Source organism: Pedococcus sp. P2_E4 (assembly GCF_056403935.1).
The window spans coordinates 1-25,162 of record NZ_JBFUEO010000003.1; the positions used below are offsets into that span (position 1 = coordinate 1).

Here is a 25,162-nt window from a genome sequence, read left to right on the forward strand (position 1 = left end):
CAACGAGACGCACCGCCCGGCGGCGGCCCTGCTGGCCCGCCGGGCCACCGACTCGGGGTCGAGCTGCGCCGCCAGGCCCCGCGCGGCCCTGCCGACCCCCGCGTCACCCATGGCGGGGAGGTCGGTGGCCAGGCGCCGGTCGACCTCGCGTCGGTCGTCGACCGACAGGACGGCGGTCTCCCGGCACAGGATCGTCGCCCGCCACTCACTGACCCTGCCAGCGCTGAGGTGGGCCATCGTTCGCGGCATCTCGCGCACCATCGCCCGGGCGAAGCCGAGGTGCCTCGACCCCCGGTGTGGCGACTCGCGCCGGGCCAGCGCGATCTGGGCCGCCACTCCCCTGCCCCGGTCCCGCGCGGGGACTCCCCCTGCGGCTTGGGCGGCCTCTTGGGAGTCGGCGAACGCGACGGCCAGGCGAGCCTGCGCCGCGGCTGCGGCGGCCTTGAGCGACTCGAGCTCGCGGATCAGGTCGAGGCGGTCGGAGTCGTCGTCACCCTCGACGCAGGCCAACGCGGCAATGACGTCGCGCACGCCGGCGGCGGAGCCCAGCGAGCGCTCAGCCGCATCCCGACACCCGCGTTCGAACATGTGTCCATACTAGGAGCAGGGTCTGACAGACGGCCTCAGTCGAGTCGATCGGCGGCCACCACTCCGCGCATGACCAGGTCGATCGCCTTGTGGGCCGTCGTCCGGAGGGTCGGCTCGGGTGCCGCGTCGGCGATCTGCCCGAGCAGGTCGACGACCTGCTTGCACCGACGCACGAAGTCGCCGGCGGCCATGTCGGACCCGCGCAGCACCTCCTCGAGCTGGCGGCCACTGGCCCAGCGGTGCATCATCCAGGCCATCCCCGCGTCGGGGTCGCCGGTCAGTGGCAGCCCCAGCTCGCGCTCACGGTCCTCGAGCCGCGACCACAGCCCCTGCATGGAGCGGACGGCGTCGGCCACGTCGTCGGTGGGCATCCTGGGCGCCGGGTCGGTCTCGTCGCGGCGCGGCTCGTGGATCAGGGCCGACACGACCGAGGCGAGCCCCGGGCCGTCGAGACGCTTCCACACGCCTAGCCGCAGGCACTCGGCAGCGAGCAGGTCCTTCTCGGTGTAGAGCCGACGCAGCGTGGACCCCTGCGCGGTGACCTCGTCGCCGGTCGCCGACAGGTAGTCCATCTCCGACAGCAGCGTGCAGATGCGGTCGAACGTCTTGGCGACGGAGTTCGTGCGCCCCTCGACCTTGCGCTGCAGACCCACGGTCTCGCGCTTCAGCCGCCACCACCGCTCGGCCCACCGCGCGTGGTCCTCGCGGTCGGGGCACTGGTGGCAGGGGTGCGCCTTGAGCTGCGCGCGCAGCTGAGCGATCCGCTCGTCCTCCGCAGACCCCGCGTATGCCGTGCGGCCACCGCCGCGCGAGGGCGGCGGGTCGTGCGGCACCGCGATCCGCAGCGACGTCGCGAGGTCCCTGCGCGCCTTCGGGCTCTTGGCGTTGAAGTGCGCAGGCACCTTGACCTGCGCGATCGCCTCGACCGGCGTCGGCACGTCGACCAGCGTGAGCCGGCGCAGCTGCTTGTCCTCCGTGACCACCATCGGCGCAGGGGCCTCACCGCGGAACGAGCGGGACGGCGAGACGACCACCGCATAGCCTGCGCGGCGACCCGTCGGGATCTTGATGACGTCCCCGATCCGCAGCGCCTCGAGCGACACCGCGGCCTCGGCCCGCTTGCTCGCGGACCGCGCCTTGGCACCCTCCTTCTCGAGGCCCGCGACCTCGTGGCGCAGCGCGGCATACTCCTCGAAGTTGCCGAGGTGGCAGGCCATGCCCTCGGCGTAGCCCTTGAGGCCCTCCTCGTTCTTGCGCACGGCCCGCGCCATGCCCACGACCCCACGGTCGGCCTGGAACTGTGCGAACGAGGTCTCGAGGATCTCGCGCGCCGTCTCGCGACCGACCTGGGCCACCAGGTTGACGGCCATGTTGTAGGTGGGGCGGAACGACGACCGCAGCGGGTAGGTGCGGGTCGACGCGAGCCCGGCCACCGCCAAGGGGTCCATGCCGCGGTTCCACTGGACCAGCGCGTGGCCCTCGACGTCGATGCCGCGACGTCCGGCCCGACCGGTGAGCTGCGTGAACTCGGCGGGGGTGATGTCGGCGTGCGTCTCGCCGTTGAACTTCACGAGCTTCTCGAGGACCACCGTGCGTGCCGGCATGTTGATGCCGAGGGCCAGGGTCTCGGTCGCGAAGACCGCCCGGATGCGGCCCGCAGTGAAGAGCTCCTCGACGATCTCGCGGAAGGTCGGGAGCATGCCGGCGTGGTGCGCGGCGAACCCGCGGGTGAGGCCGTCGACGAAGTCCCAGTAGCCGAGCACCCCGAGGTCCTCGTCGGCGAGCGAGGACACCCGCTCCTCGACGGTCCGGCGGATCCGCTCGCCCTCGGCCTCGGGGATCAGCCGGATGCCGTCGCGCAGGAGCTGCCCGACGGCGGCCTCGCAGCCGACCCGGCTGAAGATGAACGTGATGGCCGGCAGCAGCCCCTCGCGCTCGAGCCGCAGCACCACCTCGGACCTCGTCGCTCCCCCGCCGGGGCGTCCGCCCTGGCGGGGCGCCGGCGCAGACGGCCGGGCGCGGTGGTCGCGATCTCCCTGGCGGCGGCCGTAGCGGCTGCCTCGGCGGGCGCCCTCGTCCCAGCGGCCTCGTTGGTCGCTGGTGCGGATCGCCTGGAGCAGCTCGGGGTTGACCCGCGTCGCGTCGATGCCGGTCACCGGCGCCGACGTCTCGTCGACGAACAGGTCGTACATCGCCTGCCCCACCATCATGTGCTGCCACAGCGGCACGGGGCGGTGCTCCGACACGATGACGTCGACTCCCCCGCGCACCTCCGACAGCCAGTCGCCGAACTCCTCGGCGTTGCTCACGGTCGCCGACAGCGACACCACCTGCACGTCCTGCGGTAGGTGGATGATGACCTCCTCCCAGACGGCGCCGCGGAAGCGGTCCGCGAGGTAGTGCACCTCGTCCATCACCACGAAGCCGAGGCCGTGCAGGGTGCGGGACCCGGCATACATCATGTTGCGCAGCACCTCGGTGGTCATGACGACCACGGGCGCCTCGCCGTTGATCGAGGAGTCGCCGGTCAGCAGGCCGACGTTGGCGGAGCCGTGTCGTCGCACGAGGTCGTTGTACTTCTGGTTGGACAGCGCCTTGATCGGGGTGGTGTAGAAGGCCTTGCGCCCCGTGGCGAGGGCGAGGTGCACGGCGAACTCACCCACGATGGTCTTGCCCGCGCCCGTGGGCGCCGCGACCAGCACGCCGCGACCCGCCTCGACGGCCTCGCAGGCCTGCTGCTGGAAGGGGTCGAGCGGGAAGTCCACCGTGGCCTCGAAGGCCGCCAGCTGGGACGTGGCGGCTGCCGCACGGCTGGCGCTGGCCGCGTAGCGCTCGGCGGGGGTCGGCATGCGCCTGAGCCTACGTGCCGGGCGGCACGAGGATCGTCACCGCGCCGGGGACCACCTCGACGGACAGCGGCAGTGGGGCGAACCGCTCGCCGTCGGCATAGGCGACGATGCCGTCGGCCTCGAGAGTGACCTGCCGCCCACGGATGATCTCGACGGCCGGGTGGCCGACGTGGGCGCCCTTGAACACCTTGGGGAACACCCTGAGGAACTCCACGGTGCTGATCTCGTGCAGGATCAGGACGTCGGCCAGCCCGTCGTCGAACTGCGCGTCGGGCACGACCTTCATGCCGCCGCCGTAGGACGGCCCGTTGGCCACGACGACCAGCATGGCGTTCGTCTGGTGCCGGACACCGTCGACCGTGATGACGTAGGGAATCGCCTTGAACAGCGGCAGCTCGCGCAGGATCGCGAGGTTGTAGCGCATCTGGCCCTTGGGCCATGGCCAGGTGTTGGCACGTTCGTTGACCAGCGAGTCGAACCCGGCGCCGAGCACCCCGCCGTACCACCGGGTCTCGCCGTGGGGGTCGACGTACCTGATGGCGTCGATGCTGCGTTCGCGCCCGGTGGTGACGATGTCGGCCCCGTGCACCGGGTCGTGCGCCGGCAATCCCAGGCCGCGGGCGATGTCGTTGCCCGTCCCGGCGGCGATGACCGCCAGCGTCACCTTCGTCTCGGCGGCGAGGTTGATCCCGAGGTGGGCCATCCCGTCGCCGCCCACCACTGCGAGCACATCCAGACCCTGAGCGATGGCGCCGAGCGCGCGGTCCCGCGCCGCGGCATACGACTCGTCGGAGAGGTCCACGACCTCGTGCCCGGCGGCCCTCAGCCGGTGGGCGACCTCGAGTCCGGTCGACATGCCCCGGTTCTTGCCCGAGGTCGGGTTGACCACGAGGCCGATGCGCTTGGCAGCTGAGGAGGTCGGGGCCACGGGCGGAGGCTACAGGCTGGAGGCCTGGTCGTCGGCCAGTTCCTCGTCGGCCCACGACGGACGGTCCTTGCTCCGCCGCCGGTCGATGATCGTGGCCACACCCAGCGCGGCCAGGTAGAGGACGCACAACGGGATCGCGAGCAGGAACATCGTGAACGGGTCCGGGGTCGGCGTGGCGACGGCGGCGAAGACGAAGATGATCAGGAAGGCCGGACGCCACGTCCGGCGCATCACCGACGCCGGCAGCACGTGGGCGACGTTGAGCGCCACGAGGAACACCGGCATGAGGAAGGCCAGCCCGAACACCACGATGAAGCGGGTGACGAAGCTGAAGTAGAGCGCGGCCTCGGGGTAGTTGACCGCACCCTCGGGGGTGAAGCTGATGAGCAGCTGCACGGCCTTCGGGAGGGTCGTGTAGGCGAAGTAGCAACCGCCGAGGAAGAGCGGCACTGTCGCCGCGATGAAGGCCAGCGAGATGCGGCGCTCGCGCTTGGTGAGCCCCGGCACGATGAACGCCCACAGCTCGTACAGCCAGACCGGGCTCGAGAGGATGAAGCCCAGCCAGATGGAGATGCTCACCCGCTGGGAGAAGGCCGCCGTGAGTCCGGCGAAGTTGAGCGCGATCGACTGCTCGTCACCGCGTTGGCGGGCGATCGCCAGCAACGGCTCCGTCAGGTGGTCGTAGACCGTGTCGTAGAGGAACCAGCCCCCGATGGCCGCTGCCAGCAGGGCGATGGCAGCGATGAGGATGCGCCGACGCAGCTCGCGAAGGTGGTCAGCCAGCGCCATCCGGCCGTCGGGGTTGCGGGCACGCCGGAACGCCATGGTCGAGGGTCGTCGGTGCTCGCCGACGGCCTAGTTGGCGCCGGTGGTGTTGTCGGTGCGCGGGCTGTTGTCCTCGCGCATCGCGGTGGTGCCCGTGGTGCCCTCGGGCACGTCGGCCTCGCGGACCGTCTCACCCTTGACCGTCTCGCTGCTGGCGGCGCTCTTGCCGTCGTTCTTCATCTCGTTGACCTCGGACTTGAACACGCGCATGGAGCGGCCGAGGCTGCGAGCGGCGTCGGGCAGGCGCTTCCAGCCCAGGATGAGGATGAGCAGCACCGCGATGATGATGATCTCGGGTGCACCGATGTTGCGAAGCATGAGAAGCGCCTTTCGAAACGCGAGGTCGTACCAGGGGGGCGGGTCGTGTCCAGAGTCGTCGTATCAGGAGTCTAGGCGTCTGGCCCAGGTCGGGAGGTTGGCAGCACGCCGGGCGCGTCGCTGCTCCCTCAACGCCCCGCGGGTGGCGAGGCGTTCCCGCCGGAGCCGACGGGGGTCGCCGAACACGGCGAGCTCGGGTGCGGGGGTCCGGTCACCGAGCCGGTCGGTCTGGGACTGCAGCGCGGCGAGCGTCTCGGAAGCCCGTCCGACCTCGGCGCCCAGCTCCTTGGCCTGACCCCAGACGGCCCACGCACGGGTCGCCAGGTAGGCCGCCGCGATGACCACGAGCAGCACCCAGATGAGGACCCACCACCACACGTCGTGAACCCTACCCGCCCACCGTCGGCTGGTCCCGCGCCCCGTCGTCCCCCCCGTGGGCGGGCCCGAGGTCGTAGGCGGCCAGCGCCTCCTGCGCCCCGGCGCGCACCGCCTCGGCGAGGTCGACCGGGTCGACCACGGTGCCCAGCCCCCCGAGCCGCCAGACGAGGCGACGCAGCCACAGCGTGTCAGCGGTTCGCAGGGTCACCGTCTGGGCGCCGCTCGCGTCCGTCTCGACCGACTCCACCGGGTAGTAGTCGCTGACCCAGGACGCGCCCGGCGCCAGGTGCAGGGTGACCAGCTGGTCGTCGGGACGAGGGGTGAAGGTGCCCGCGTCGAGGTCCCGCAGGGTCGCGTCGGCCGGCGGCGTGCCGTCGGTGTCGAGCACCTGCAGGCTCGTGATGCGGTCCATGCGGAACAGCCGGGTGTCCTGGGCGCGGTGGCACCACCCCTCGAGGTACCAGCGCGAGTCGAGGTTGACGACGCGCATCGGGTCGACGTCACGCTCGGTGGACTCGTCGCGGCTCGGGACGAGGTAGGTGAGGTGGACGCGCCGGTGGCTCTCGACAGCGCGCCGTGCGTCGGCCAGCAGGTCGGCCTCGACACCCTCGGAGATGGCGACCTCGACCCGGGCGGCGGCCTCGGCGCTGGCGCCGGTGGCCTCCTCGAGCTTGGCCATCGCCCGCTCGATGGCGTCCCGCTCGCCGAGGCCGGGGACCGTGGCGAGGGCCCGCAGGCCGACCATGAGGGTCAGCGCCTCGTCGCGACCGAGCCGCAGGGGGCGCGCGATCGTGTCGGCGTTGGTGACGAAGACCCGACCGCCCTCCCACTGGGCGTCGATGAGCTCGTCGGGCATCTGCCCGTAGCCGCAGAGGTAGAGCAGCCGCAGGTCGGTCTCGAGCTGGGCCACGGAGATCCCCAGCTCGGTGGCGGCCTGCTCCAGGTCGATGCCCTGGCGGTTGACCAGCCACGGCACCATGGTCAGCAGCCGGGACAGCCGGGCGGTCGCGGTCTCGGGAGCGCTCATGCGGCGCCCGCTGCCCGGGCGGCGCCCTGCAGCCGTGCCACGACGAGGTCGCGCACCTCGAGGGGACCGACCACCACGACGTCGGGGCCGTAACCGGTGACCTCGTCGGCGAAGGCGTCCGCGTCGGTGAACGGCACCTCGAGCAGCGACCACCCCCCGTCGCCGGACTGCCCCGTCGCACGGCGGCGCAGCGACTGTCCCCGCCCGTCGCGCACGCGGACCGAGGCGGTCTGCACCGTCGCGTCGCCCACCTGGCTGCGGATCATCTCCTGGGCACGGTGGTCGGCGGGCACGGCATACGGGGCGGCTTTGCGGACCGGCTGGACCTCGCCCTCGATGCGCGAGAGGCGGAACACGCGTGGTGCGTCCCGACCCAGGTCGAAGCCGGTGAGGTACCAGCGGCCGTGCCAGGACGCGAGGCCCCACGGCTGGACGGTGCGCGGGGTGGGCTCGCCCTCGCCCGACTTGCGGTAGCCGAACGTGATGGTGTGCTGCGACACGACGGCGTTCTTGACCGCGTCGAACGCAGGCTCCCGCGTGCCCAGCCGCGGCTCGATCCCGACGAGGCTGTCATCGTCGCGTTCGATGCCGGCGGCCTTGAGCTTGCGCAGCGCCTGCGCGGCCGGCCCGGCCAGCGACGCCTGCGCCCAGGTGCGGCTGGCCAGCCCGAGCACGGCCAGCTCGTCGGGCTCGAACTCCAGGTCGGGCAGGGCGTAGTCGCGCTGGTCGATGCGGTAGCCGAGCTCGTCGTCGAACGCTCCCCCGATGTCGGCCGTCACCAGGGGGATGCCCAGCTCGCGCAGCTCGTCCTTGTCCCGCTCGAACATCCGGTCGAAGGCCTCGTCGCTGGCGGCCGTGCCGTACTGGGGCACCACCTCACGGATCTTGGCCTTGGGCAACGGTCGGCGCGTGTAGAGCAGCACCAGCACGAGGTTGAGGAGGCGCTCGGTCTTGGCGGCCGGGCCGGTGGGGGAACTCACGGCCCCGACGCTACCCGAGTGGTGGGCGGCTCCCGTGGCTAGTCTGCGTGTCGTGATGCAGTGGCGTGAGGGGACGGTCAAGGCGGTGCGCGGCCGGTGGCCGGGCGCCGTGGAGTATGCCGTGGAGCTGGCCACCGGGGACCGTTCCGAGGTGCGTGCCCTCGCCTACACGGCCCTGGTCGGTGAGCCGGAGGTCGGCGACCGGGTCCTGCTCAACGCCTCGGCGCTGCTGCGCGGACTCGGCACCGGCGGGCTCGCGTTCGTCGTGGCGGCGCCGGACCGGCTGCCGACCGACCCACCTGCCCCGGAGGGCCACATCGTCAAGGCGCGCTACACGCCGCAGCAGCAGATGTTCATGGCCGTGGACGAGCAGGACAGCCCGCACCACGGCGCCATGACCCGCGGACCGGCCGCCGCCGGGGACCTGGTGGGCCTGCCCGTCGTGGTGGCCGACCTGCACTCGGCCCTGCCCGCGGTCCTGGCCGGCATCCGCGCCGACCGCCCGCAGGCCCGGGTCGTCTACCTCATGACCGACGGCGGGGCGCTCCCGATCGCGTTCTCCCGCAACGTCGCCACCCTGACCGAGTCGGGCTGGCTCGCGGGGACCGTCACCGTCGGACAGGCCTACGGCGGCGACCACGAGGCGGTGACCCTGCACTCGGGGCTGCTGGCGGCGCGACACGTCCTCGACGCGGAGGTTGCCGTCGTCATCCAGGGGCCGGGCAACGTCGGCACCGGGACACCGTGGGGTTACACGGGGGTCGCCGCCGGTGAGGCGCTCAACGCCGTCGGCACCCTCGGCGGCCGCGGTGTCGCCGCCCTGCGCGTCTCGGACGCCGACCCGCGCCCCCGGCACCGGGGCATCTCGCACCACAGCACCACGGCATACGGGCGGGTGTGCCTCGTGGCGGCGGACGTGCCGCTGCCCCGCCACGAGCCCGGCGACGAGTTCGGCACCCTCGTCGCCGCGCAGGCGCACCGGCTCGCCGGTCAGGCCCAGGGCGACCTGCGCGTGCGCGAGGTACCCGTCGACGGCCTCGAGGCCGCCCTGCGCGAGGTCCCGGTGCGGCTCTCGACCATGGGCCGCGGGCTCGACGAGGACCACGCGGCCTTCCTCTACAGCGCAGCAGCCGGGCGGTATGCCGCCCGGCTGCTGTCAGGGAGTGCTGGCTGAGGTCAGCGCACGTCGACCAGGTCGACGACGAAGATCAGCGTCTCGCCCGGCTTGATCGCGCCGCCGGCGCCACGGTCGCCGTAGGCGAGGTGGGCGGGGATGGTCAGCTTGCGACGGCCGCCGACCTTCATGCCGACGATGCCCTCGTCCCAGCCACGGATGACCTGGCCGACCCCGAGGCGGAAGTCGAGCGGTGCGCCGCGGTTCCACGAGGCGTCGAACTCCTCGCCGCTGGAGTGCGCGACGCCGACGTAGTGCGCCGAGATGGTGTCGCCGGCTCCGGCCTCCTGGCCGTCGCCCTCCTTGAGGTCCTCGATGACGAGCTCGCTGGGGGCGGCGTCACCCGGGAAGTCGATCTCGGGCTTGGTCGTGTTGGGGTCGAAACCCATGGTGTCTCTCCTTGGTCCGGGGTCGGTCGGTGGATCGGGTATGCGGTGTGGTGCGGCCACCCGTGCGGGTCAGTAGGCCGCGAGGATGTCGACGACGAAGACGAGGGTGTCGGTCCCGCTGATCTTGGGCGGGCTGCCTGCGGCGCCGTAGCCGTCGGCCGGCGGCACGACCATGACGACGCGGCTGCCGACGTTCTTGCCGACCAGCTGGTCGTCCCACGCCTTGATGACGCGCTTCTGGCCGATGACGGTCTCGAACCAGCCGTCCTTGCTGTTGGCCGACGAGTCGAAGTTCTTGCCGTCCTTCCACAGGGCGCCGGTGTAGGTCACTCGGATCATCTGCCCCGAGGCGACCTTGGGGCCCGTGCCCTCGATGAGGAGGCCGGCCTGGGTCTTGGCCGGCGGCTTGGCGCCCTTGGGGATCGTGATGGTGGCGGCCTTGCCGTCGGCCACGGCCACGCTCGGGAGACCGGCAGCGGGCTTGACGGCCTTGCCCTCGGCGGTCTTGAGCGGCTTCTGGGTGGACACGACGTCCATGAGGAACACGACGGTGTCCTTGGCGCCCACCTTGATGTCGGCGTTGCCCTGCTCGCCGAAGGCGTCCTTGGGCGGCATGGCGATGAGGATGCGCGACCCGACCTTCTGGTTGGTCAGGCCCTTCTTGAGGCCGGGGAGCAGGTCGGCAGCACCGAGGCTCAGCGGGAGGTTGGTCTTGCCGAAGTTGGTGTCGAGCACCGAGGAGTCCTTGCCGTTGAGCAGGACGTACCGGAGGCTGACGATCTCGTCGTCCTTGAGCGTGGCGCCCGTGCCCTCCTTGACGACGCGGGTCGTCGTCTCGGTCACGGACAACGGCTTGGGGGTGACGGCCACCGTCGGCGCGGTCTTGTCGTCACCGCCCGTGACCGTGATCTTGTCGAGCACTGTGCCCGTCGACTCCTTGGCGTCACCACAGCCGGTGAGCACCAGGAGGGCTGCCAGGGTGGCAGCGGCGAGGGCAGGGAAACGTCGTGAGCGCACGGTGAGGGAAACTTTCGCTGGGGGCGGTGGACCAGCGACCACCATAACCGCGCAGTCTGGGAAAGCCGATTCCCCTCAGCCCTGCATGCCCTCGATGAGCCGGTCCACCCTCGCGTCCACCGCGGCGAACGGGTCCTTGCACAGGACCGTCCGCTGGGCCTGGTCGTTGAGCTTGAGGTGCACCCAGTCGACGGTGAAGTCGCGCCGGTGCTCCTGGGCCGCCTTGATGAAGTCGCCTCGCAGCTTGGCGCGCGTCGTCTGGGGCGGGACGGTCTTGGCCTCGAAGACCTCGGGGTCGGTGGTGATCCGGGCGGCCCGGCCGTGCTTCTGCAGCAGGTAGAACACGCCCCGTTGCCGGTTGACGTCGTGGTACGCCAGGTCGAGCTGGGCGATCCTCGGGTGCTCCATGGGCAGGTCGTGCTTGGCCATGTAGCCGGTGATGAGCTTGTGCTTGATGACCCAGTCGATCTCGGTGTCGACCAGTGACAGGTCACCGGTGTCGACCGCGCGCAGCGTCCGCTCCCACAGGTCGAGGACCTGCTTGTGGATCGGGTCCTCCAGCCCCTCACGGTCGGCGAAGGCCTGGGCCCGCTCGAGGTACTCGGACTGGATCTGGAGGGCGGACAGCTCACGACCGTTGCTGAGGCGGACCGTCTTGCGACCCGTCATGTCGTGGCTCATCTCGCGGATCGCCCGGATGGGGTTCTCGAGCGTGAGGTCCCTGACGACCATGCCCGCCTCGATCATCCGCAGGACCAGGTCGGCAGAGCCGACCTTGAGCATCGTCGTCGTCTCGCTCATGTTCGAGTCGCCGACGATGACGTGCAGGCGGCGGTACTTCTCGGCGTCGGCGTGCGGCTCGTCACGGGTGTTGATGATCGGCCGGCTGCGGGTCGTGGCGCTCGAGACGCCCTCCCAGATGTGGTCGGCCCGCTGGCTGACGCAGAAGGTCGCACCCTTGGAGGTGGTGACGACCTTGCCCGCACCGCAGGTGATCTGGCGGCTGACGAGGAAGGGGATGAGCACGTCGGACAGCTGCTGGAACTCCCCCGCCCGGCCCACGAGGAAGTTCTCGTGGCAGCCGTAGGAGTTGCCCGCCGAGTCGGTGTTGTTCTTGAAGACGTAGATCTCGCCCTCGATGCCCTCCTCGGCCAGCCTCTCCTGGGCGTCCGCCACCAGCCCCTCGATGATCCGCTCCCCCGCCTTGTCGTGGACGACGAGCTGGCGCACGTGGTCGCACTCGGGCGTCGCGTACTCGGGGTGGCTGCCGACGTCGAGGTAGAGGCGGGACCCGTTCGAGAGGAACACGTTGGACGAGCGCCCCCACGACACGACCTTCCGGAACAGGTAGCGGGCGACCTCGTCGGGCGTGAGCCGGCGCTGGCCCTCGAACGTGCACGTGATGCCGTACTCGTTCTCGATCCCGAAGATCCGCCGCTCCATGACCACACTCTAGGCTTCCGGGGTCCCGGGCTGCGGGCGACGCGACACGTGGGAAGATGGCTTCATGCCCGAAGCCCCCTCCGCGGCAGCGGAGCCACGGACTGCCGGTGCCCGCACCCAGCAGGTCGGGGACCYGACCCGTCACACCCAGTCGATCCTGGAGCGGGCACAGGCCCACGCCGACGCGATGCGGGCCGAGACCGAGCGCACCCTCGCCCAGGCACAGGCAGACTCGACCCGGCTGCGCGACGAGGCGACGGCACTGCACTCCGAGGCCGAGCAGCTGCACCACGTCGCGGCCGCTGAGCGCGAGCAGGCGGGGCGGGCCCTCGAGGATGCCGCCCGGGAGGCGGAGGCGCTCGTCTCGGAGGCCGCCCAGCACGCGTCGGCGCTCACCCAGTCGGCCAGCCGCACCAGCGAGGAGGCCGTCAGCGAGGCGCGCGCCGAGGCTGCCGCCCTGCTCGACGCCGCACGGGCCGAGTCCGAGCGCCTGCAGGGCGCGGCCCGGCTGGACTACGACGCCGCCATGCAGCGGTATGCCGACCACGAGCGGGCCCGCGACGCGGCCTTCGCCGAGAGCGTCGCGAAGATGGACGCCCACTACGCCGAGCTCGACGTCCAGGCCAAGGAGTCCCTGGCAGCCGAGCGCAGCCAGATCGGTGCCGAGGCACAGGAGATGCGGCGGCAGGCGCAGGCCGAGGTCGACGCCCTGGTGGCCGAGGCGGCCAGGCTGCGGGACGAGGCCGCTCGTGAGGTCGCCGAGCTGCGGGAGCAGACGGCGGCCGACGCCCAGGCCCAGACCGACCGGGCCGCCGCCGAGGCTGCTGCACTCATGGAGCAGGCCGAGGACCACCTCAAGTGGGGTCAGGACACCGTGCGGCGGATCCTCGACGAGGCCGAGCTCGAGGTGGCCCGCCAGCGCAAGGACGCCCACGACGAGCTGCAGGCTCACGTCCGCGAACGCCGACAGCGCATCCAGACGGCGCTGGCGCAGACGGCCCACCGGGCGCGTGCCGACCGTGACGAGGCCGCCGCAGCCGCCGAGCACATGCGTGCCCAGGCCGAGGCGATCCTCACCGCTGCCGAGGCCGAGGCCGAGCGCACCCGCTCGTCCAGCCACGCCGAGGCCGAGCGCAAGCGCTCGTCGGCAGCCGCCGTCGAGGCCGCCGCCCAGGAGCGGGCCGCGCGTCGCATCGACGAGGCCGACAAGGCTGCCAAGCTGATCCGCGAGCACACCACGAGCGAGCTCGAACGGCTCCAGCGTGAGACCCATGCGTCGCACAAGCAGGCCCGCGAGGAGCTCGTCCGCACGACCGCCGAGGCCCGCGCCGACGCCGACCGGATCCGCGAGGAGGCCCGTGCCATGCTCGAGCGCGCCCGCGCCGAGGTCGCTTCCCTCGCATCGCGGCGCGAGGACATCACCAAGCAGCTCGGCAGCCTGTCCGGTGTCATCGACGCGCTGTCCGTGTCCGAACGATCCGAGCCCGACGCCCTCGCCCCCGAGGTCGCCCMCCACCACCCCSAGGCCCCCGCCCCGAACGAGGAAGAACACCACCATGAGTGAAACCCCCGCATTCCGCAGCGTGCTGCGCGGCTACGACCCCGCCCAGGTCGACAAGTGGCAGGCCGACCACGCGGGAGCGCTGGAGCAGGCGCGCAAGGAGGCCGCCGAGCGCACTGTCGAGGTCTCGCAGCTGCGCTCTGCCCTGGCCAAGGCCCAGGAGGAGCACGAGGGCACCAGCCGTTCCCTCGACACCCTGCGCCAGGAGCACGCCTCGGCGGCGTCGCCGACCTTCACGAGCCTCGGCGAGCGCATCGGCGCCATGCTGACCCTCGCGGACGAGCAGGCCGGAGAGCTGCGGGCGAACGCCGAGGCCCACGCCAAGGAGCTCGTCGGCACCGCCAACCTCGAGGCCGACCAGACCCGCGCGCAGGCCGACCGCTACGCCGAGGACGTCCGCACCAAGGCCGACGCCGATGCCGCCCGCGTCGTCGAGAAGGCCAAGCAGCAGGCCGACGCGATCCTCGACGACGCCGACCGCGAGGCCTCCGCCCGCCGTGAGGAGGCCGAGGCCGTCTACGAGCAGCAGCGCGCCCGCGCGGCGTCGGCCGCCGCGGACTTCGAGGCCACCCTGGGTCAGCGTCGCGACAAGGCGGCCGCCGAGTTCGCCGCGCAGATGAAGGCGCACGAGGACACCCTCGGACAGGCACAGGCCCGCGCCCAGTCCCTGTCGGCCGAGAGCGAGAAGGCCCACGCCGACGCCACCGCCGAGAGCAAGCGCGTCCTCGAGTCGGCCCACGCCGAGGCAGAGGCCCTCGTGTCCGCGGCCCGTGAGAAGGCCGAGCGGATCCGCCGCGACTCCGAGCGCGAGCTCTCGGCCGCCACGGCCCGCCGCGACAGCATCACCTCGCAGCTGAGCAACGTCCGTCAGATGCTGGCGACCCTGGGCGGTGCCTCGATGGTGGGCACCCTCGACGAGCAGGACGCGGCCCACGCGGCCCGGCTCGCCCAGGAGTCCTCGTCCGAGGACGCTCAGGCCACGACGCAGGGCGAGGCCGGCCCCGATGCCGTTGACGCCGAGGACGCGGTGACCGACCTCGACGGCGAGACGGACACGGACCAGGACGCCCAGGAGTCCGCGGAGTCGGCCACCGACGCCGAGGACGACGCCGACGACGCCGCTGGCGACGCCGACACCGTGGACGACGCCGAAGCCGAGGCTGCGACCGACCAGAAGGTCGCCAGCCGTCGCTGACCCTCAGCCCTGAGCACAATCGCTCGACATGCCCTCCACGCCACTGGTTGCGTGGGGGGCATGTCGGTTCTGGTTCTCGGTGGCACGCAGTGGCTCGGGCAGGAGGTCGTGGCGGCCGCGCTCGGCCGTGGTGAGCAGGTGACGGTGCTGGCCCGCGGGGAGTCGGGGTCCTTCCCGGTGGGTGTCGAGGTCGTCCGCGCGGACCGCGACCAGCCGAAGGCCTACGACCAGGTGGCCGGGACCGACTGGGACCTGGTCGTCGACGTCACCCGCCAGCCCAGCCACGCACTGGGGGCGGTCAGCGCGCTGGGCGGAGGGGCGGCAGCGTGGGTGTTCGTCTCGTCCGCCTCGGTGTACGCCGCGGCCGACTCCCCCGGCGACGACGAGTCGGCCGAGCTCCTGCCCGCGCACCTCGAGGACGACGACGACGGCGAGACCTACGGCGGGCGCAAGGTCGCCTGCGAACGGCACGTCCTCGAGGCCGTGGGCGACAGGGCACTCATCGCCCGCAGCGGCCTCATCGCCGGCCCGGGCGACCACACCGACCGCACCGGCTACTGGCCCCTGCGGTTCGCGCACCCGGCCGACCCGAGCGGTGCGGTGCTCGTGCCCGACTCGGAGCTCGGGACCCAGGTGGTGGACGTCCGCGACCTGGCCGCCTGGCTCGTCGACGCGGGGCTGCGAGGAGTCGCCGGGGTGGCGAACGCGTCGGGGCCCAGCGTGCCACTCGCCGAGCACCTGGCCACGGCTCGGCAGGTCGCCGGCCACACCGGCGCCGTCGTGGCAGCCGACCAGGGCTGGCTGGAGGCCCACGGCGTGGCGCCCTGGTCGGGTGACCGCAGCCTGCCGCTGTGGCTCCCGCTGCCGGACTATGCCGGGTTCATGGCACGCTCGACGGCCGCGGCACAGGCCCTCGGGCTGGCCTGCCGGCCACTGGCCGACACCCTGCGCGACACCCTGGAGTGGGAGCTGCGCTCCGGCCCGGGTCGCCCCCGCCGGGCAGGGCTGACCCCGGCCGACGAGTCGGCGCTGCTCGCACTGGCGCGCGAGGACGGCCTCGGGGCCTGACTCCCCCGCCGCCCACCACCGCGACATGGGCGGACCGCACACGCGCGGGCCGAAGATGTGGCCCGCTGCTCCATGTCGCGACGCCACCGCGCGCCGTAGCGTCGCTGGTCGGTCGAGTGAGGGAGCAGGGGCGTGCCACGTGTCGTGCAGGTGCCGGTCCACGGGGGTGACCTCACGGTCCACGAGCTGGGGGCCGCGTCCTCGAGCGTCCCGGTCGTCGTCGCCCTGCACAGCATCTCGTCGAACGCGCTGGCGTGGGTCCCGGTCGCTCGAGCCCTCGGACCCCGGGTCCGCGTGCTGGCGCCCGACATGCGTGGGAGGGCTGAGAGCTCCGGCCTGCGCTCGACGGGTCTGTCCGACCACGTCGCGGACACCGTCCGCCTGCTCGACCACTTCGGCCTCGACCGGGTCGTCCTCGTCGGGCACAGCATGGGGGCCTTCGCCGCGGCGCTCTGCGCGGCCACCCACCCCGACCGGGTGCGGGCGGTGGCGCTGGTCGACGGTGGGCTGGGCCTGACGGACACCGGCAGCTTCGAGGTCGACGACGTGCTGCACAGCGTCATCGGCCCCGCGATGGACCGGCTCTCCATGACCTTCGACGACGCGGCCGCCTACCTCGCGCACTGGCGCGCCCACCCGACCATGGGACCGCTGCTGGACTCGCCGGCGGGCGGCGACCTCACCGCATACCTGCTGCACGACCTGGCCGGGAAGCCGGGGCGGATGCGCTCGACCTCGTCCCTCGAGTGCGTGCGGGCGGACTGGGCGGACCTGATGAGTGACCCGGCGACGCTCTCAGCCGTCCACACGTTGCAGTGCCCGGGGCACCTGCTGTGGGCGGCACGCGGCCCGCTCGGGCAGCCGACGGGGCTGTACGACGCGGCGCGCATCGCCGGCGCCCACCTGCCGGACGACGTCCGGACGACGCGGCTCGACAGTGACCACTACGGCGCACTCCTCGAGGCGGGCAGCGTCGCCACCGTCGCCACGGTGGTGCGTGAGCTGCTCGGGCTGACCACGTCACCGGTCCCACCATCCGGACGGCCCATCCACACCTCGGTCAAGTAACGGCATGTTTGACCGCGACAAACATTTTGTTACTCCTGAGAGGAAGCCGTCATGGCCACGCTGCGACTGGGCGACGACGCCCCTGACTTCACTGCCGAGACCACCGAGGGCCAGCTGAGCTTCCACGACTGGAAGGGCGACGGCTGGGCCGTGCTGTTCAGCCACCCCGCGGACTTCACGCCGGTCTGCACCACCGAGCTCGGCCGGGTTGCCCAGCTCAAGGACGAGTGGGCCCGGCGCAACACCAAGGTGCTGGCCGTCTCCGTGGACGCCGTCGAGGACCACCAGGCCTGGAAGGCCGACATCGAGGACGTCTCGGGTGCCGCCGTCGACTACCCCATCGTCGCCGACAAGGACCGCCAGGTGGCCGAGCTCTACGACATGATCCACCCCGGCGCCGGCGACACCTCGGCCGTCCGCTCGGTGTTCCTCATCGACCCGGCCGGCAAGGTGCGGCTGTCGCTGACCTACCCGAAGAGCGCCGGCCGCAACTTCGACGAGATCCTGCGTGCGCTCGACGCCCTGCAGGTCAACGACTCCGGACCGTTCTCGACGCCGGCCGACTGGAAGGTCGGCGAGCGCATCATCGTCGCCCCGACCGTCACCACCGAGGACGCCCAGGCGCGGTTCAAGGGTGTCGAGGTCGTCAAGCCCTACCTGCGCTACGCCGAGGCCCCGGCCGCCCAGCCTGCCTGAGCCACGCCACGCCGTATGCCGCGTTCGCCCCCGTGGGGGCGGGCGCGGCATACGTTTGGTCCCATGGCGTCGACCCCCGAGACCCTCAGCCGGCCCGTCACCCTCGCTGACGGCACCCTGCCGGCCGACCTCTTCCTCCCCGCTGCCGGAAGCGGCCCGGGGATCGTGCTGTTCCAGGAGATCTTCGGCGTCACCGCCTACATCCGCAGCCGGGCTGCCGACCTCGCGTCCCTCGGCTACGTGGTCCTCGTCCCGCACCTCTACTGGCGGATCGGCGACGAGGTCGTCTCGGAGGCCGCCGACGGCCTCCCCCGTGCCATGGAGCTGGTCCGCAGGCTGGACTGGGACGCTGCGGTGTCGGACGGTGGTGCTGCCCTGACGGCACTGCGAGCGGCGCCGGAGGTCGACGGACCCGTGGGCGTGCTCGGGTTCTGCTTCGGCGGCGGGCTCGCGTTCGCCGTGGCGGCTGCGGCCCCGCAGGTCGACGGGCCCGACGCACTCGTCAGCTACTACGGGTCCGCCCTGCCGCAGCTGCTCGGGCTGGCACCGCAGGTGAGCTCGCCGAGCCTGCACCACTTCGGCGAGGCCGACGACTACATCCCGATGGACACGGTGCGCGAGATCGAGGCGGCCGTCACCAAGGGCGACGGCGACGTCACCTTCGTCACCCACCCGGGCGCGGGGCACGCGTTCGACAACCCGTCGCCGGTCTTCCACCACGAGGGCGCCTCGCGCGACGCCTGGGTGACGACCGAGTCCTGGCTCGCGGAGCACCTGCCCGTCTGAGCGGCGGGCTCGGGCTCCAGCCTCAGGGCTGCAGCACCACCTTGACGCAGTCGTCCTGCTTCTTCTGGAAGATCTCGTAACCGTGGGCGGCCTGCGCCAGTGGGAGGACGTGGGTCGCCAGGTCCTCGGTCCCGAGCGGGTCCGCGGGATCCAGCACCAGCGGCAGGATCTCGTCGACCCACCGCTTCACGTGGCACTGCCCCATGCGGATCGTCACGCCGCGGTCGAACATCTCCATCATCGGCATCGGGTCGACCTCGCCCCCGTAGACGCCGCAGACGGACACCGTCCCGCAACGGCGGACGGCCTTGAGGGCCGTGTGGAGCGCCTCGAGCCGGTCGACGGCCACGCGGTCCACCAGGGGCCGAGCCAACCGGTCGGGGAGCAGCGCCACCGCCGCCTGCCCCGCCTTGGCCACCGGGGACCCATGAGCCTCCATCCCGACCGCTTCGACGATGCCGTCGGCACCGCGTCCACCGGTCATCTCGACCAGCGTGTCCGCCACGTCGTCGACGGTGGTCATGTCCAGCGTCTCGGCGCCGTACGCCTCGGCCAACGCCAGCCGCTCGGGAACGAGGTCGACGCCGATCACCCGACCGGCCCCCAGCTGGCGCGCGATCCGGACGGCGAGCTGTCCGACCGGGCCGAGCCCGATCACGGCGAGCGTGCCGCCCTCGGGAACGTCGGCGTACTTCACGCCCTGCCATGCCGTGGGCAGGATGTCCGACAGGTAGAGGAACCTCTGGTCCGGGTGGTCGTGCGGGACGGGGACGGGCCCGAACTGTGCCTGAGGCACGCGCAGGTACTCTGCCTGCCCGCCCGGAACTGCACCGTAGAGACTGGTGTAGCCGAACAGCGTCGCACCCTTGCCGTGCTCACGAACCTGGGTGGTCTCGCACTGTGCGTAGTAGCCGTGACGGCACATCCAGCACCGTCCACAGGAGATGTTGAACGGGATGACGACGCGGTCCCCGGGCCGGATGTGGGTGACCTCGGGACCGACCTCCTCGACGATCCCCATCGGCTCATGGCCCAGCACGTCGCCGGGCGTCAGGTAGGGGCCCAGGACCTCGTAGAGGTGCAGGTCGGAACCGCAGATCGCCGTGGAGGTGATCCGGACGATCGCATCGGTCGGCTCCTGGAGGACCGGGTCGGCCACCTCCTCCACCCGGACGTCACGCCTTCCCTGCCAGGTCAGTGCCTTCATGCCGTCTCCTCTCGTCGGACCGCCCTCTGCCTGGTCTCACGCTCGCGGACGCTGTGAGACCGGCCCGTGCCTCACGAGGTTGACCAGCTGCTCTCGCCACCTGCGCGGTCGCAGGGCGGCCGTCCTGCCGCTGGACTGGGAGGCCATGCCTCGCACCGCCTCGTCGAGGACCGCCCTGGCGTCGTGACGCGGCTTCCAGCCCAGCTCGCGCTCCGCACGCTCGCTGGACATGACGGGGACGTCATGGGCCATGTCCAGCCAGCCCGGGTCGACGGGCTGCAGCCTCAGCACCCAGGCGAGGTTGGCCAGGGCCCGCAGCGCGGGCCAGGGCAGGTGCACGGACCGCGCGCCGAGCGACCGGGCCACGTCCTCCCGGCGCAGCAACGGGTCGGCGGCGAGGTTGAACGGTCCGACCGCACCACGCTCCACGATCGTGACGATCCCGGCAGCGATGTCCTCGGTGTGGGTGAGCTGGACGCGGAAGCGCCGGTCGAGCGGAAGCACCCGGACGGCGCGCAGCAGCACGGCCGGCAGCAGGCTGGGCAGGACGTAGCGGTCCAGGGCGCTGCCCACCTCCTCCCGTGCCACCAGCGAGGGGCGCACCCGCGCCACGCGGGGAGCGTGCCCCGGCCGGGCCTCGTGGGCATCGAGGAGTCTCTCGGCCGCCGACTTGTGCCGGCTGTAGGGCAGGTGTGGCGTGCCCCCGGTGGGCCAGTCCTCCCCCACCGGGTCGCTGTCGAGAGCGGGTGAGTAGACCCCGACCGAGGACACGTGCACCAGGTGGGCGGCTCCGCTGTCCACGGCCGCCCGCAGCACCGCGGACGTGCCGCCCACGTCCAGCGCCATCAAGTACGCGACGTCGCGGGTGGGTTGGAAGCCCCACGCGGTGTGCACCACGACGTCGGCACCGGTGAACGCCTCACGGAGGCGGGCGTCCCGGTCGGGTGCGGTCAGGTCGAGCGCGGTCCAGGACAGACCCGGGACGCTCCATCCGCGGTCGGGCCGCCGCGCCACTGCCCTCACCTCGTGTCCGCGGTCGAGCAGCTGTCGCGTCACGGCGGATCCGATGTTTCCCGTCGCGCCGGTCACCGCCACGATCACGAGGACTGCCCCGACCCGGACGAGTCCCGGAGCACCTCGGCAGCCGTCTGCAGACGCATCTCCTCGACCCGGTCGTGCTGCGCTGCCGCGCGGGTGACCAGGAGGTCGAGGTGGTACGGGTTGAGCCTGGGGTCCGCGTCGCACAGGTGGCGCAGGCACATCCACCCCAGCCGCTTGGCGTGCAGGGCCGCCGCCATCGCCTCCAGCTCGAGCAGGTCGGAGAGCCGGGACCGGCGGAGCACCGTGCCGTTGGTCTTGAGGCGGCCCAGTCGCTCGGCCAGCATCGTCAGGCGCTCCTTGGCAGGGCTCCGGTCGACGCCCAGGTCGACCATGATGGACAGGAGTGCAGCCCGGTCCTCAGCCACCTCGGCCGCCAGTGCCTCCAGCTCCCGCCGGACCTGGGGGTCCGACTGCGAACGGGCCGAGCGCTGGAACAGCTCGATGCCGGCTGCGGCCGCGGAGTAGTGCTCACGCAGGTATCGACCCAGGGCATCGGACGGCGTGTGCCCTCCACCCTGGTCGCGGTGGTCACCGGACTGCGGGCTCAGCACGGGTACCTCCTTCAGTGGTGGACGACCGCCTCGTCGTGCCTCACCGGTGCATGCCCACCGCGGACGGGTTGAAACCCTCGGTCACCGTCGACGTTCTCCCCCTCAGGTGACCGAGGTTCTCGCTGCCTCAGGCAGCCGACGTGCCGACGCGACGGCGACGGCGCAGACTGGCCCGTATGGGGACAGGAGAGCAGGGACTGGACCGTCGGCCGGACGGTGTGAGCGATGCGACCGTCGAGGCCGTGGGCAAGCTGAGCGAGGCCTTCGAGACGATCGAGGAGGTTCGCGGCCGGCTCTATGGGCTGCACCGGCTGACCGGCTCGGCCGACCTCGCCCTCGGCGAGGCCTGCGAGCTGCTGCGCCAAGCCGGACACCCTGAGCTCGCCAGCCAGCTCGAGGACGAGCTCGTCGGTCGCAACGTCCTCGCAGGGCGGTGGACCTATCAGGTCGTCGAGGAGTTCGACGACGGCTACTACGCGGACTTCCGACGACTCGAGCAGCAGGTCCGGGATGAGCTGATGGGCGGTCGTCGCCACGTGTTCGAGGCGGAGATGAAGTCAGACCGAAGGACGCCCGGCCGCTCCGGCCACGAGGCCACCCCGGACGACGTCGGCTGACCCCGGACGACGACACTCGTCGCCCGGGGCAGCCGCCCGGGTCAGGGTTGGACGTCCCGGTCCCAGTACCTCAGTGCACCGCACCGGCGGACGAACTTGGCCGCGGCGGCCCTGGTGACCTTGACGCAGCCGTCGTCGAGCCGGCCAGCCACGCCGGCCGCCTCGAGCAAGGGGTTCGAAGCCGTGTTGAAGCCGATGAACTTGTGGTGAGCGAAGGCGTCGGAGACGAAGTCCCGGGCGGTGCTGCGCCCCGCGAGCTCCGCGACGGCGCTGGCCGCAGGCAGCAGGACCACGGCGTCGTACAACACCGAAGGCCCGCCGTCGATCATCTGGTCCGGCACGAGTGTCGAGCCGTCGCTCAGCTGGACCCTGCCGATGACCGGTGCGATGGTCTCCAGGACGGCTCCCACGTCGTCGAGCGCCTCCTGCAACGAGGTGAGCACGGCGGCGTCCGTCCCATCGCTCACGAGGACTCCCATCTTGCGTCCCGCGAAGCTCCCCGGTCCCTTCTTGAGGATGCTGAGGGCGTCGGAGGGTGGCAGGTCGGTGCGCGGTTCCACCGCGGGGGTCGCAGGCTCAGGCAAGGGCATGCCCAGGCCTTCGGCCACGGCCGAGGCGAGGTCCTCGTGCACGTTGAGCAGGTGCGCCAGGATGCGCGAGCGCACCTGCGGGACCTCGCACTTGCTGAGCTCGAACGTGTACGCCTTGATGATGTGGTCCTGCTCGACCGCAGTCTGGCTGATGTAGAACTGCCGGGCCTGGCTGTAGTGGTCGGCGAAGCTCGCGGAGCGTACCCGTTCCTTGACTCCCTCGAGCGCGGTCGGGGCGCTCTGGAACCCGAGCGCGGCATCGGCCCTCGGACCGCGGTCGGGCGTCGGCCACCCGTTGGGTTCGTAGTTCACCCGGCCCTGCGGCACGGCGGTCTGCATCGCGCCGTCCCGCTGGAAGTGGGCCACCGGACAGCGTGGGGCGTTGACCGGCAGCTGGGTGAAGTTGGGGGTGCCCAGGCGGGACAGCTGGGTGTCGAGGTAGGAGAAGTTGCGGCCCTGGAGCAGCGGGTCCTCGGAGAAGTCGACCCCCGGAGGGACGTTGCCCGTGTGGAAGGCCACCTGCTCCGTCTCGGCGAAGTCGTTGGCCACGGTGCGGTCCAGGGTGAGCCGGCCGACCACCTGCAGCGGGACGAGCTCCTCTGGGATCAGCTTCGTGGCGTCCAGGACGTCGAAGTCGAACGCGTCTGCAAACGCCTCGTCGAAGACCTGGACGGCAAGGTCCCACTGCGGCAGGTCGCCGCTGTTGATGGCATCCCACAGGTCGCGCCGGTGGAAGTCGGGGTCGGCCCCGTTGATCTTGACGGCCTCGTTCCAGACCACCGACTGCAGACCCTGCAGGGGTCGCCAGTGGATCTTGACGAAGCGGGAGACCCCGTCGGCGTTCACGAAGCGGAACGTGTGCACCCCGAAGCCCTCCATGAACCTGAAGGACCGCGGGATGGCTCGATCCGACATCGTCCACAACGTCATGTGGATGGACTCGGGGGTGAAGGACACGAAGTCCCAGAAGTTGTCGTGCGCGGACTGTGCCTGGGGGAAGGCGCGGTCCGGCGCCTCCTTGACGGAGTGGACCAGGTCGGGGAACTTCACCGCGTCCTGGATGAAGAAGACCGGGATGTTGTTGCCGACGATGTCCCAGTTGCCCTCCGTCGTGTAGAGCTTCACGGCAAAGCCGCGCACGTCGCGGGCCAGGTCGAAGGAACCCTTCGCGCCCGCCACGGTCGAGAAGCGCACGAACGCCTCGGTCTTGCGGCCCACCTCGGAGAAGATCGCCGCGCGGGTGAGATCGGACAGATCTGCCGTCGTCTCGAACGTGCCGTGCGCTCCGTACCCGCGGGCGTGCACCACTCGCTCGGGAATCCGTTCGTGGTCGAAGTGGAAGATCTTCTCCCGCATGGCGAAGTCCTCGAGCAGGGTCGGTCCCCGCTGACCCGCGCGCAGGCTGTTCTGGTCATCCGCGAGCGGTGTCCCCTGGGCGGTGGTGAGGACCTGGCCGTCCTGCACGGGCTGGTGCAGCTCACCGCCCTCGCCCACCCGGGGCGCGGGCGGCTCGGCAGGCTGGGCTGACGACAGGGGCGCCGTCGAACCCGCCCCCTTCGAGGCCCGGGACGTGGTCGGACGGTTGGACGAGGCCGTGCTCGAGGCCTTCGTGCTGCGCTTCTTGGTGGGCATGACTCCCTCTCGATGGACCTGGACCTCGCCCCGTCGGTGGACGGTCAGTTGTCCTCGGCTGCTTCGGGTACGCCGCCGCTCGCCGGGTCGTTCTCGGTGCCGCCGGACCCGTCCTGGGTGTGCGAACCCGGGCCACCGTCCTCCTGGTCTGCCTGGCTCGGGGCGCCGTCCTCGCGGGGGGTCGACGCGGCTCCCTGGACCTGCTCCTGCGACTCGTCGTCCCGGCTGGTGGTTCCTGACATGGAGGTCTGCCTCTCTGTGGCGCCGGTGGTCTGGTCCGATGGGCGCGAAGACAGCCGCCTCGGGCGAGGCGGCGCCGGCACCCAGTCACTACCCGACACCCCGCTGGGCAAACCTCACCTCAGAGCTGGTGGGGGTGGACGTGGTCGCCGTGCCGCAGCACGGTCACCGTGCCGGCCTCGAGGTCCAGCGACCGGACGTCCTCGAGGGCGGCCACCCGGTTGTCCCGCTGCCACCACCGGAGGACTGCGCTTACGACCAGCGGGCCCTGTCGGGAGTCGGCGTTGTACCCGAGCTCCGAGGTCGCGGCGTGCACTCCATACTCCAGGTGGGTGACCCGCAGTCCCGGCGCCGGTCGGTGCGTCGGACGGGGGTCGCAGAGCAGCTCCGTCACCACGCCGAGCTCAATGCCGTCGGCGTCGAGGACCCGGCAGCCGAGCAGGTCGCTGACCGACACCCCGAGGTAGGGCCGCGTCACTGCCGTCGCCCCCGATGCCTCGGTCGGTGGCTCCTGGTCGGCTCTGTCGTCACCGCCCCCCTTGGCGCCGGGGATCCGGGAGATCACGTGACGGCGCAGCCACCACTCCAGCCCGAATGACCGGGCCAGGGAGTCGGCAGCGGCCCGGTCCACGGTCAGTGCGGAGCCCACGTCGGTGACCGAGCGCATCGGCACCATGGCTGGTCCGGGATCGGGACGGGTCTGGAGGCGGCGCCATACGGCTGTGGTCCAGCGCCCGAGGTCCCCCGGGAGGCGGCGCCCCAGGGCTGCCGGACCCACGCACAGATGGGTGACCACCCACCCGTGAGGTCCGACGTCGAGCTCCAGGTCGTCCACGTTGCCCAGGAGCTCGCCCTGGGGTCCCACGAGCTGGTGGTCGAGCACCCGAAGCACGAGCCGGAGGGGCGTCGCGGGTGCCGCGCGGAGGGTTGTCAT

25 protein-coding genes are annotated in these 25,162 nt (G+C 71.9%); 8 read left to right on the plus strand and 17 right to left on the minus strand.

What is annotated here, in order from left to right:
• From AC1DV7_RS02365 to AC1DV7_RS02400, 8 genes are all read right to left on the minus strand, one after another.
• Positions 1-588, minus strand: a 588-nt coding sequence (locus tag AC1DV7_RS02365; RefSeq protein ID WP_477594202.1) for a 13E12 repeat family protein, incomplete at its 3' end; no start/stop codon positions are given.
• Positions 589-623: 35 nt separating this feature from the next.
• Positions 624-3,437 carry a DEAD/DEAH box helicase gene (locus AC1DV7_RS02370; protein ID WP_477594204.1) on the minus strand — a complete coding sequence of 938 codons (2,814 nt, stop codon included), beginning with the start codon at positions 3,435-3,437 and terminating at the stop codon, positions 624-626.
• A 10-nt stretch (positions 3,438-3,447) separates the two neighbouring features.
• On the minus strand, positions 3,448-4,365 hold the full coding sequence (locus AC1DV7_RS02375) for a diacylglycerol/lipid kinase family protein (protein ID WP_477594206.1): 918 nt from the start codon (positions 4,363-4,365) through the stop codon (positions 3,448-3,450).
• 9 nt (positions 4,366-4,374) lie between these two features.
• On the minus strand, positions 4,375-5,190 hold the full coding sequence (tatC, locus tag AC1DV7_RS02380) for a twin-arginine translocase subunit TatC (protein ID WP_477594208.1): 816 nt from the start codon (positions 5,188-5,190) through the stop codon (positions 4,375-4,377).
• Between the two features lie 30 nt (positions 5,191-5,220).
• Entirely contained in the window at positions 5,221-5,508 is a 288-nt protein-coding gene (gene tatA, locus AC1DV7_RS02385) for a Sec-independent protein translocase subunit TatA (RefSeq protein WP_477594209.1), read from the minus strand.
• Between the two features lie 63 nt (positions 5,509-5,571).
• Positions 5,572-5,886 (minus strand): hypothetical protein, encoded by a 315-nt coding sequence (locus AC1DV7_RS02390; protein WP_477594211.1) that lies wholly within the window; start codon positions 5,884-5,886, stop codon positions 5,572-5,574.
• Between the two features lie 10 nt (positions 5,887-5,896).
• Positions 5,897-6,913: a helix-turn-helix transcriptional regulator gene (locus AC1DV7_RS02395; protein ID WP_477594213.1), complete on the minus strand. Its 1,017-nt coding sequence runs from the start codon at positions 6,911-6,913 to the stop codon at positions 5,897-5,899.
• Positions 6,910-7,893, minus strand: a complete 984-nt coding sequence (locus tag AC1DV7_RS02400) for a helix-turn-helix transcriptional regulator (protein ID WP_477594215.1) — start codon at positions 7,891-7,893, stop codon at positions 6,910-6,912. The genes AC1DV7_RS02395 and AC1DV7_RS02400 overlap by 4 nt, the downstream gene beginning before the upstream one ends.
• Positions 7,894-7,945: 52 nt before the next feature.
• Between AC1DV7_RS02400 and AC1DV7_RS02405 the strand changes: the two genes are divergently transcribed.
• Complete coding sequence (locus AC1DV7_RS02405; RefSeq protein WP_477594217.1) at positions 7,946-9,067, plus strand: DUF3866 family protein; 1,122 nt, start codon at positions 7,946-7,948, stop codon at positions 9,065-9,067.
• Between the two features lie 2 nt (positions 9,068-9,069).
• Here the strand turns inward: AC1DV7_RS02405 and AC1DV7_RS02410 are convergent, their stop codons facing one another.
• The 3 genes from AC1DV7_RS02410 to pafA form a co-directional block, all read right to left on the minus strand.
• A complete protein-coding gene (locus AC1DV7_RS02410) occupies positions 9,070-9,456 on the minus strand; it encodes an FKBP-type peptidyl-prolyl cis-trans isomerase (protein ID WP_477594219.1) in 387 nt (128 codons plus the stop codon).
• A gap of 69 nt (positions 9,457-9,525) precedes the next feature.
• Positions 9,526-10,473 (minus strand): FKBP-type peptidyl-prolyl cis-trans isomerase, encoded by a 948-nt coding sequence (locus tag AC1DV7_RS02415; protein ID WP_477594221.1) that lies wholly within the window; start codon positions 10,471-10,473, stop codon positions 9,526-9,528.
• Between the two features lie 75 nt (positions 10,474-10,548).
• Entirely contained in the window at positions 10,549-11,916 is a 1,368-nt protein-coding gene (gene pafA / locus AC1DV7_RS02420; protein ID WP_477594223.1) for a Pup--protein ligase, read from the minus strand.
• A gap of 64 nt (positions 11,917-11,980) precedes the next feature.
• Here pafA and AC1DV7_RS02425 point away from each other — a divergent pair, with 64 nt between their 5' ends.
• The 6 genes from AC1DV7_RS02425 to AC1DV7_RS02450 all read left to right on the plus strand — a co-directional run bounded on the left by AC1DV7_RS02425 (position 11,981) and on the right by AC1DV7_RS02450 (position 18,290).
• Positions 11,981-13,480: a coiled-coil domain-containing protein gene (locus AC1DV7_RS02425; RefSeq protein WP_477594225.1), complete on the plus strand. Its 1,500-nt coding sequence runs from the start codon at positions 11,981-11,983 to the stop codon at positions 13,478-13,480.
• On the plus strand, positions 13,473-14,672 hold the full coding sequence (locus AC1DV7_RS02430) for a hypothetical protein (RefSeq protein ID WP_477594227.1): 1,200 nt from the start codon (positions 13,473-13,475) through the stop codon (positions 14,670-14,672). The genes AC1DV7_RS02425 and AC1DV7_RS02430 overlap by 8 nt, the downstream gene beginning before the upstream one ends.
• Positions 14,673-14,732: 60 nt before the next feature.
• Positions 14,733-15,740, plus strand: a complete 1,008-nt coding sequence (locus tag AC1DV7_RS02435; RefSeq protein WP_477594229.1) for a Rossmann-fold NAD(P)-binding domain-containing protein — start codon at positions 14,733-14,735, stop codon at positions 15,738-15,740.
• 132 nt (positions 15,741-15,872) lie between these two features.
• Positions 15,873-16,808, plus strand: a complete 936-nt coding sequence (locus AC1DV7_RS02440; protein ID WP_477594231.1) for an alpha/beta hydrolase — start codon at positions 15,873-15,875, stop codon at positions 16,806-16,808.
• A gap of 51 nt (positions 16,809-16,859) precedes the next feature.
• Positions 16,860-17,504, plus strand: a complete 645-nt coding sequence (locus AC1DV7_RS02445) for a peroxiredoxin (RefSeq protein ID WP_477594233.1) — start codon at positions 16,860-16,862, stop codon at positions 17,502-17,504.
• Positions 17,505-17,567: 63 nt separating this feature from the next.
• Entirely contained in the window at positions 17,568-18,290 is a 723-nt protein-coding gene (locus AC1DV7_RS02450; RefSeq protein ID WP_477594235.1) for a dienelactone hydrolase family protein, read from the plus strand.
• 22 nt (positions 18,291-18,312) lie between these two features.
• On the opposite strand, the gene AC1DV7_RS02455 is transcribed toward AC1DV7_RS02450, so the two are convergent.
• Genes AC1DV7_RS02455 through AC1DV7_RS02465 form a run of 3 tightly spaced genes read right to left on the minus strand, consistent with a single transcriptional unit; the run spans position 18,313 to position 21,149 of the window.
• Positions 18,313-19,497, minus strand: coding sequence for a zinc-dependent alcohol dehydrogenase (locus AC1DV7_RS02455; protein ID WP_477594236.1), 1,185 nt, complete (start codon positions 19,495-19,497; stop codon positions 18,313-18,315).
• Between the two features lie 36 nt (positions 19,498-19,533).
• Complete coding sequence (locus AC1DV7_RS02460) at positions 19,534-20,598, minus strand: NAD-dependent epimerase/dehydratase family protein (protein ID WP_477594238.1); 1,065 nt, start codon at positions 20,596-20,598, stop codon at positions 19,534-19,536.
• Positions 20,595-21,149 carry a hypothetical protein gene (locus AC1DV7_RS02465; RefSeq protein ID WP_477594240.1) on the minus strand — a complete coding sequence of 185 codons (555 nt, stop codon included), beginning with the start codon at positions 21,147-21,149 and terminating at the stop codon, positions 20,595-20,597. The genes AC1DV7_RS02460 and AC1DV7_RS02465 overlap by 4 nt, the downstream gene beginning before the upstream one ends.
• Positions 21,150-21,325: 176 nt before the next feature.
• On the opposite strand from AC1DV7_RS02465, the gene AC1DV7_RS02470 reads away from it, so the two are divergent.
• Positions 21,326-21,766 carry a hypothetical protein gene (locus AC1DV7_RS02470; protein ID WP_477594241.1) on the plus strand — a complete coding sequence of 147 codons (441 nt, stop codon included), beginning with the start codon at positions 21,326-21,328 and terminating at the stop codon, positions 21,764-21,766.
• A gap of 41 nt (positions 21,767-21,807) precedes the next feature.
• On the opposite strand, the gene AC1DV7_RS02475 is transcribed toward AC1DV7_RS02470, so the two are convergent.
• The 3 genes from AC1DV7_RS02475 to AC1DV7_RS02485 form a co-directional block, all read right to left on the minus strand.
• A complete protein-coding gene (locus AC1DV7_RS02475) occupies positions 21,808-23,988 on the minus strand; it encodes a catalase (protein ID WP_477594243.1) in 2,181 nt (726 codons plus the stop codon).
• Positions 23,989-24,032: 44 nt separating this feature from the next.
• Positions 24,033-24,230 carry a hypothetical protein gene (locus AC1DV7_RS02480; RefSeq protein ID WP_477594245.1) on the minus strand — a complete coding sequence of 66 codons (198 nt, stop codon included), beginning with the start codon at positions 24,228-24,230 and terminating at the stop codon, positions 24,033-24,035.
• Positions 24,231-24,349: 119 nt separating this feature from the next.
• Positions 24,350-25,162: a PRC-barrel domain-containing protein gene (locus AC1DV7_RS02485; RefSeq protein ID WP_477594247.1), complete on the minus strand. Its 813-nt coding sequence runs from the start codon at positions 25,160-25,162 to the stop codon at positions 24,350-24,352.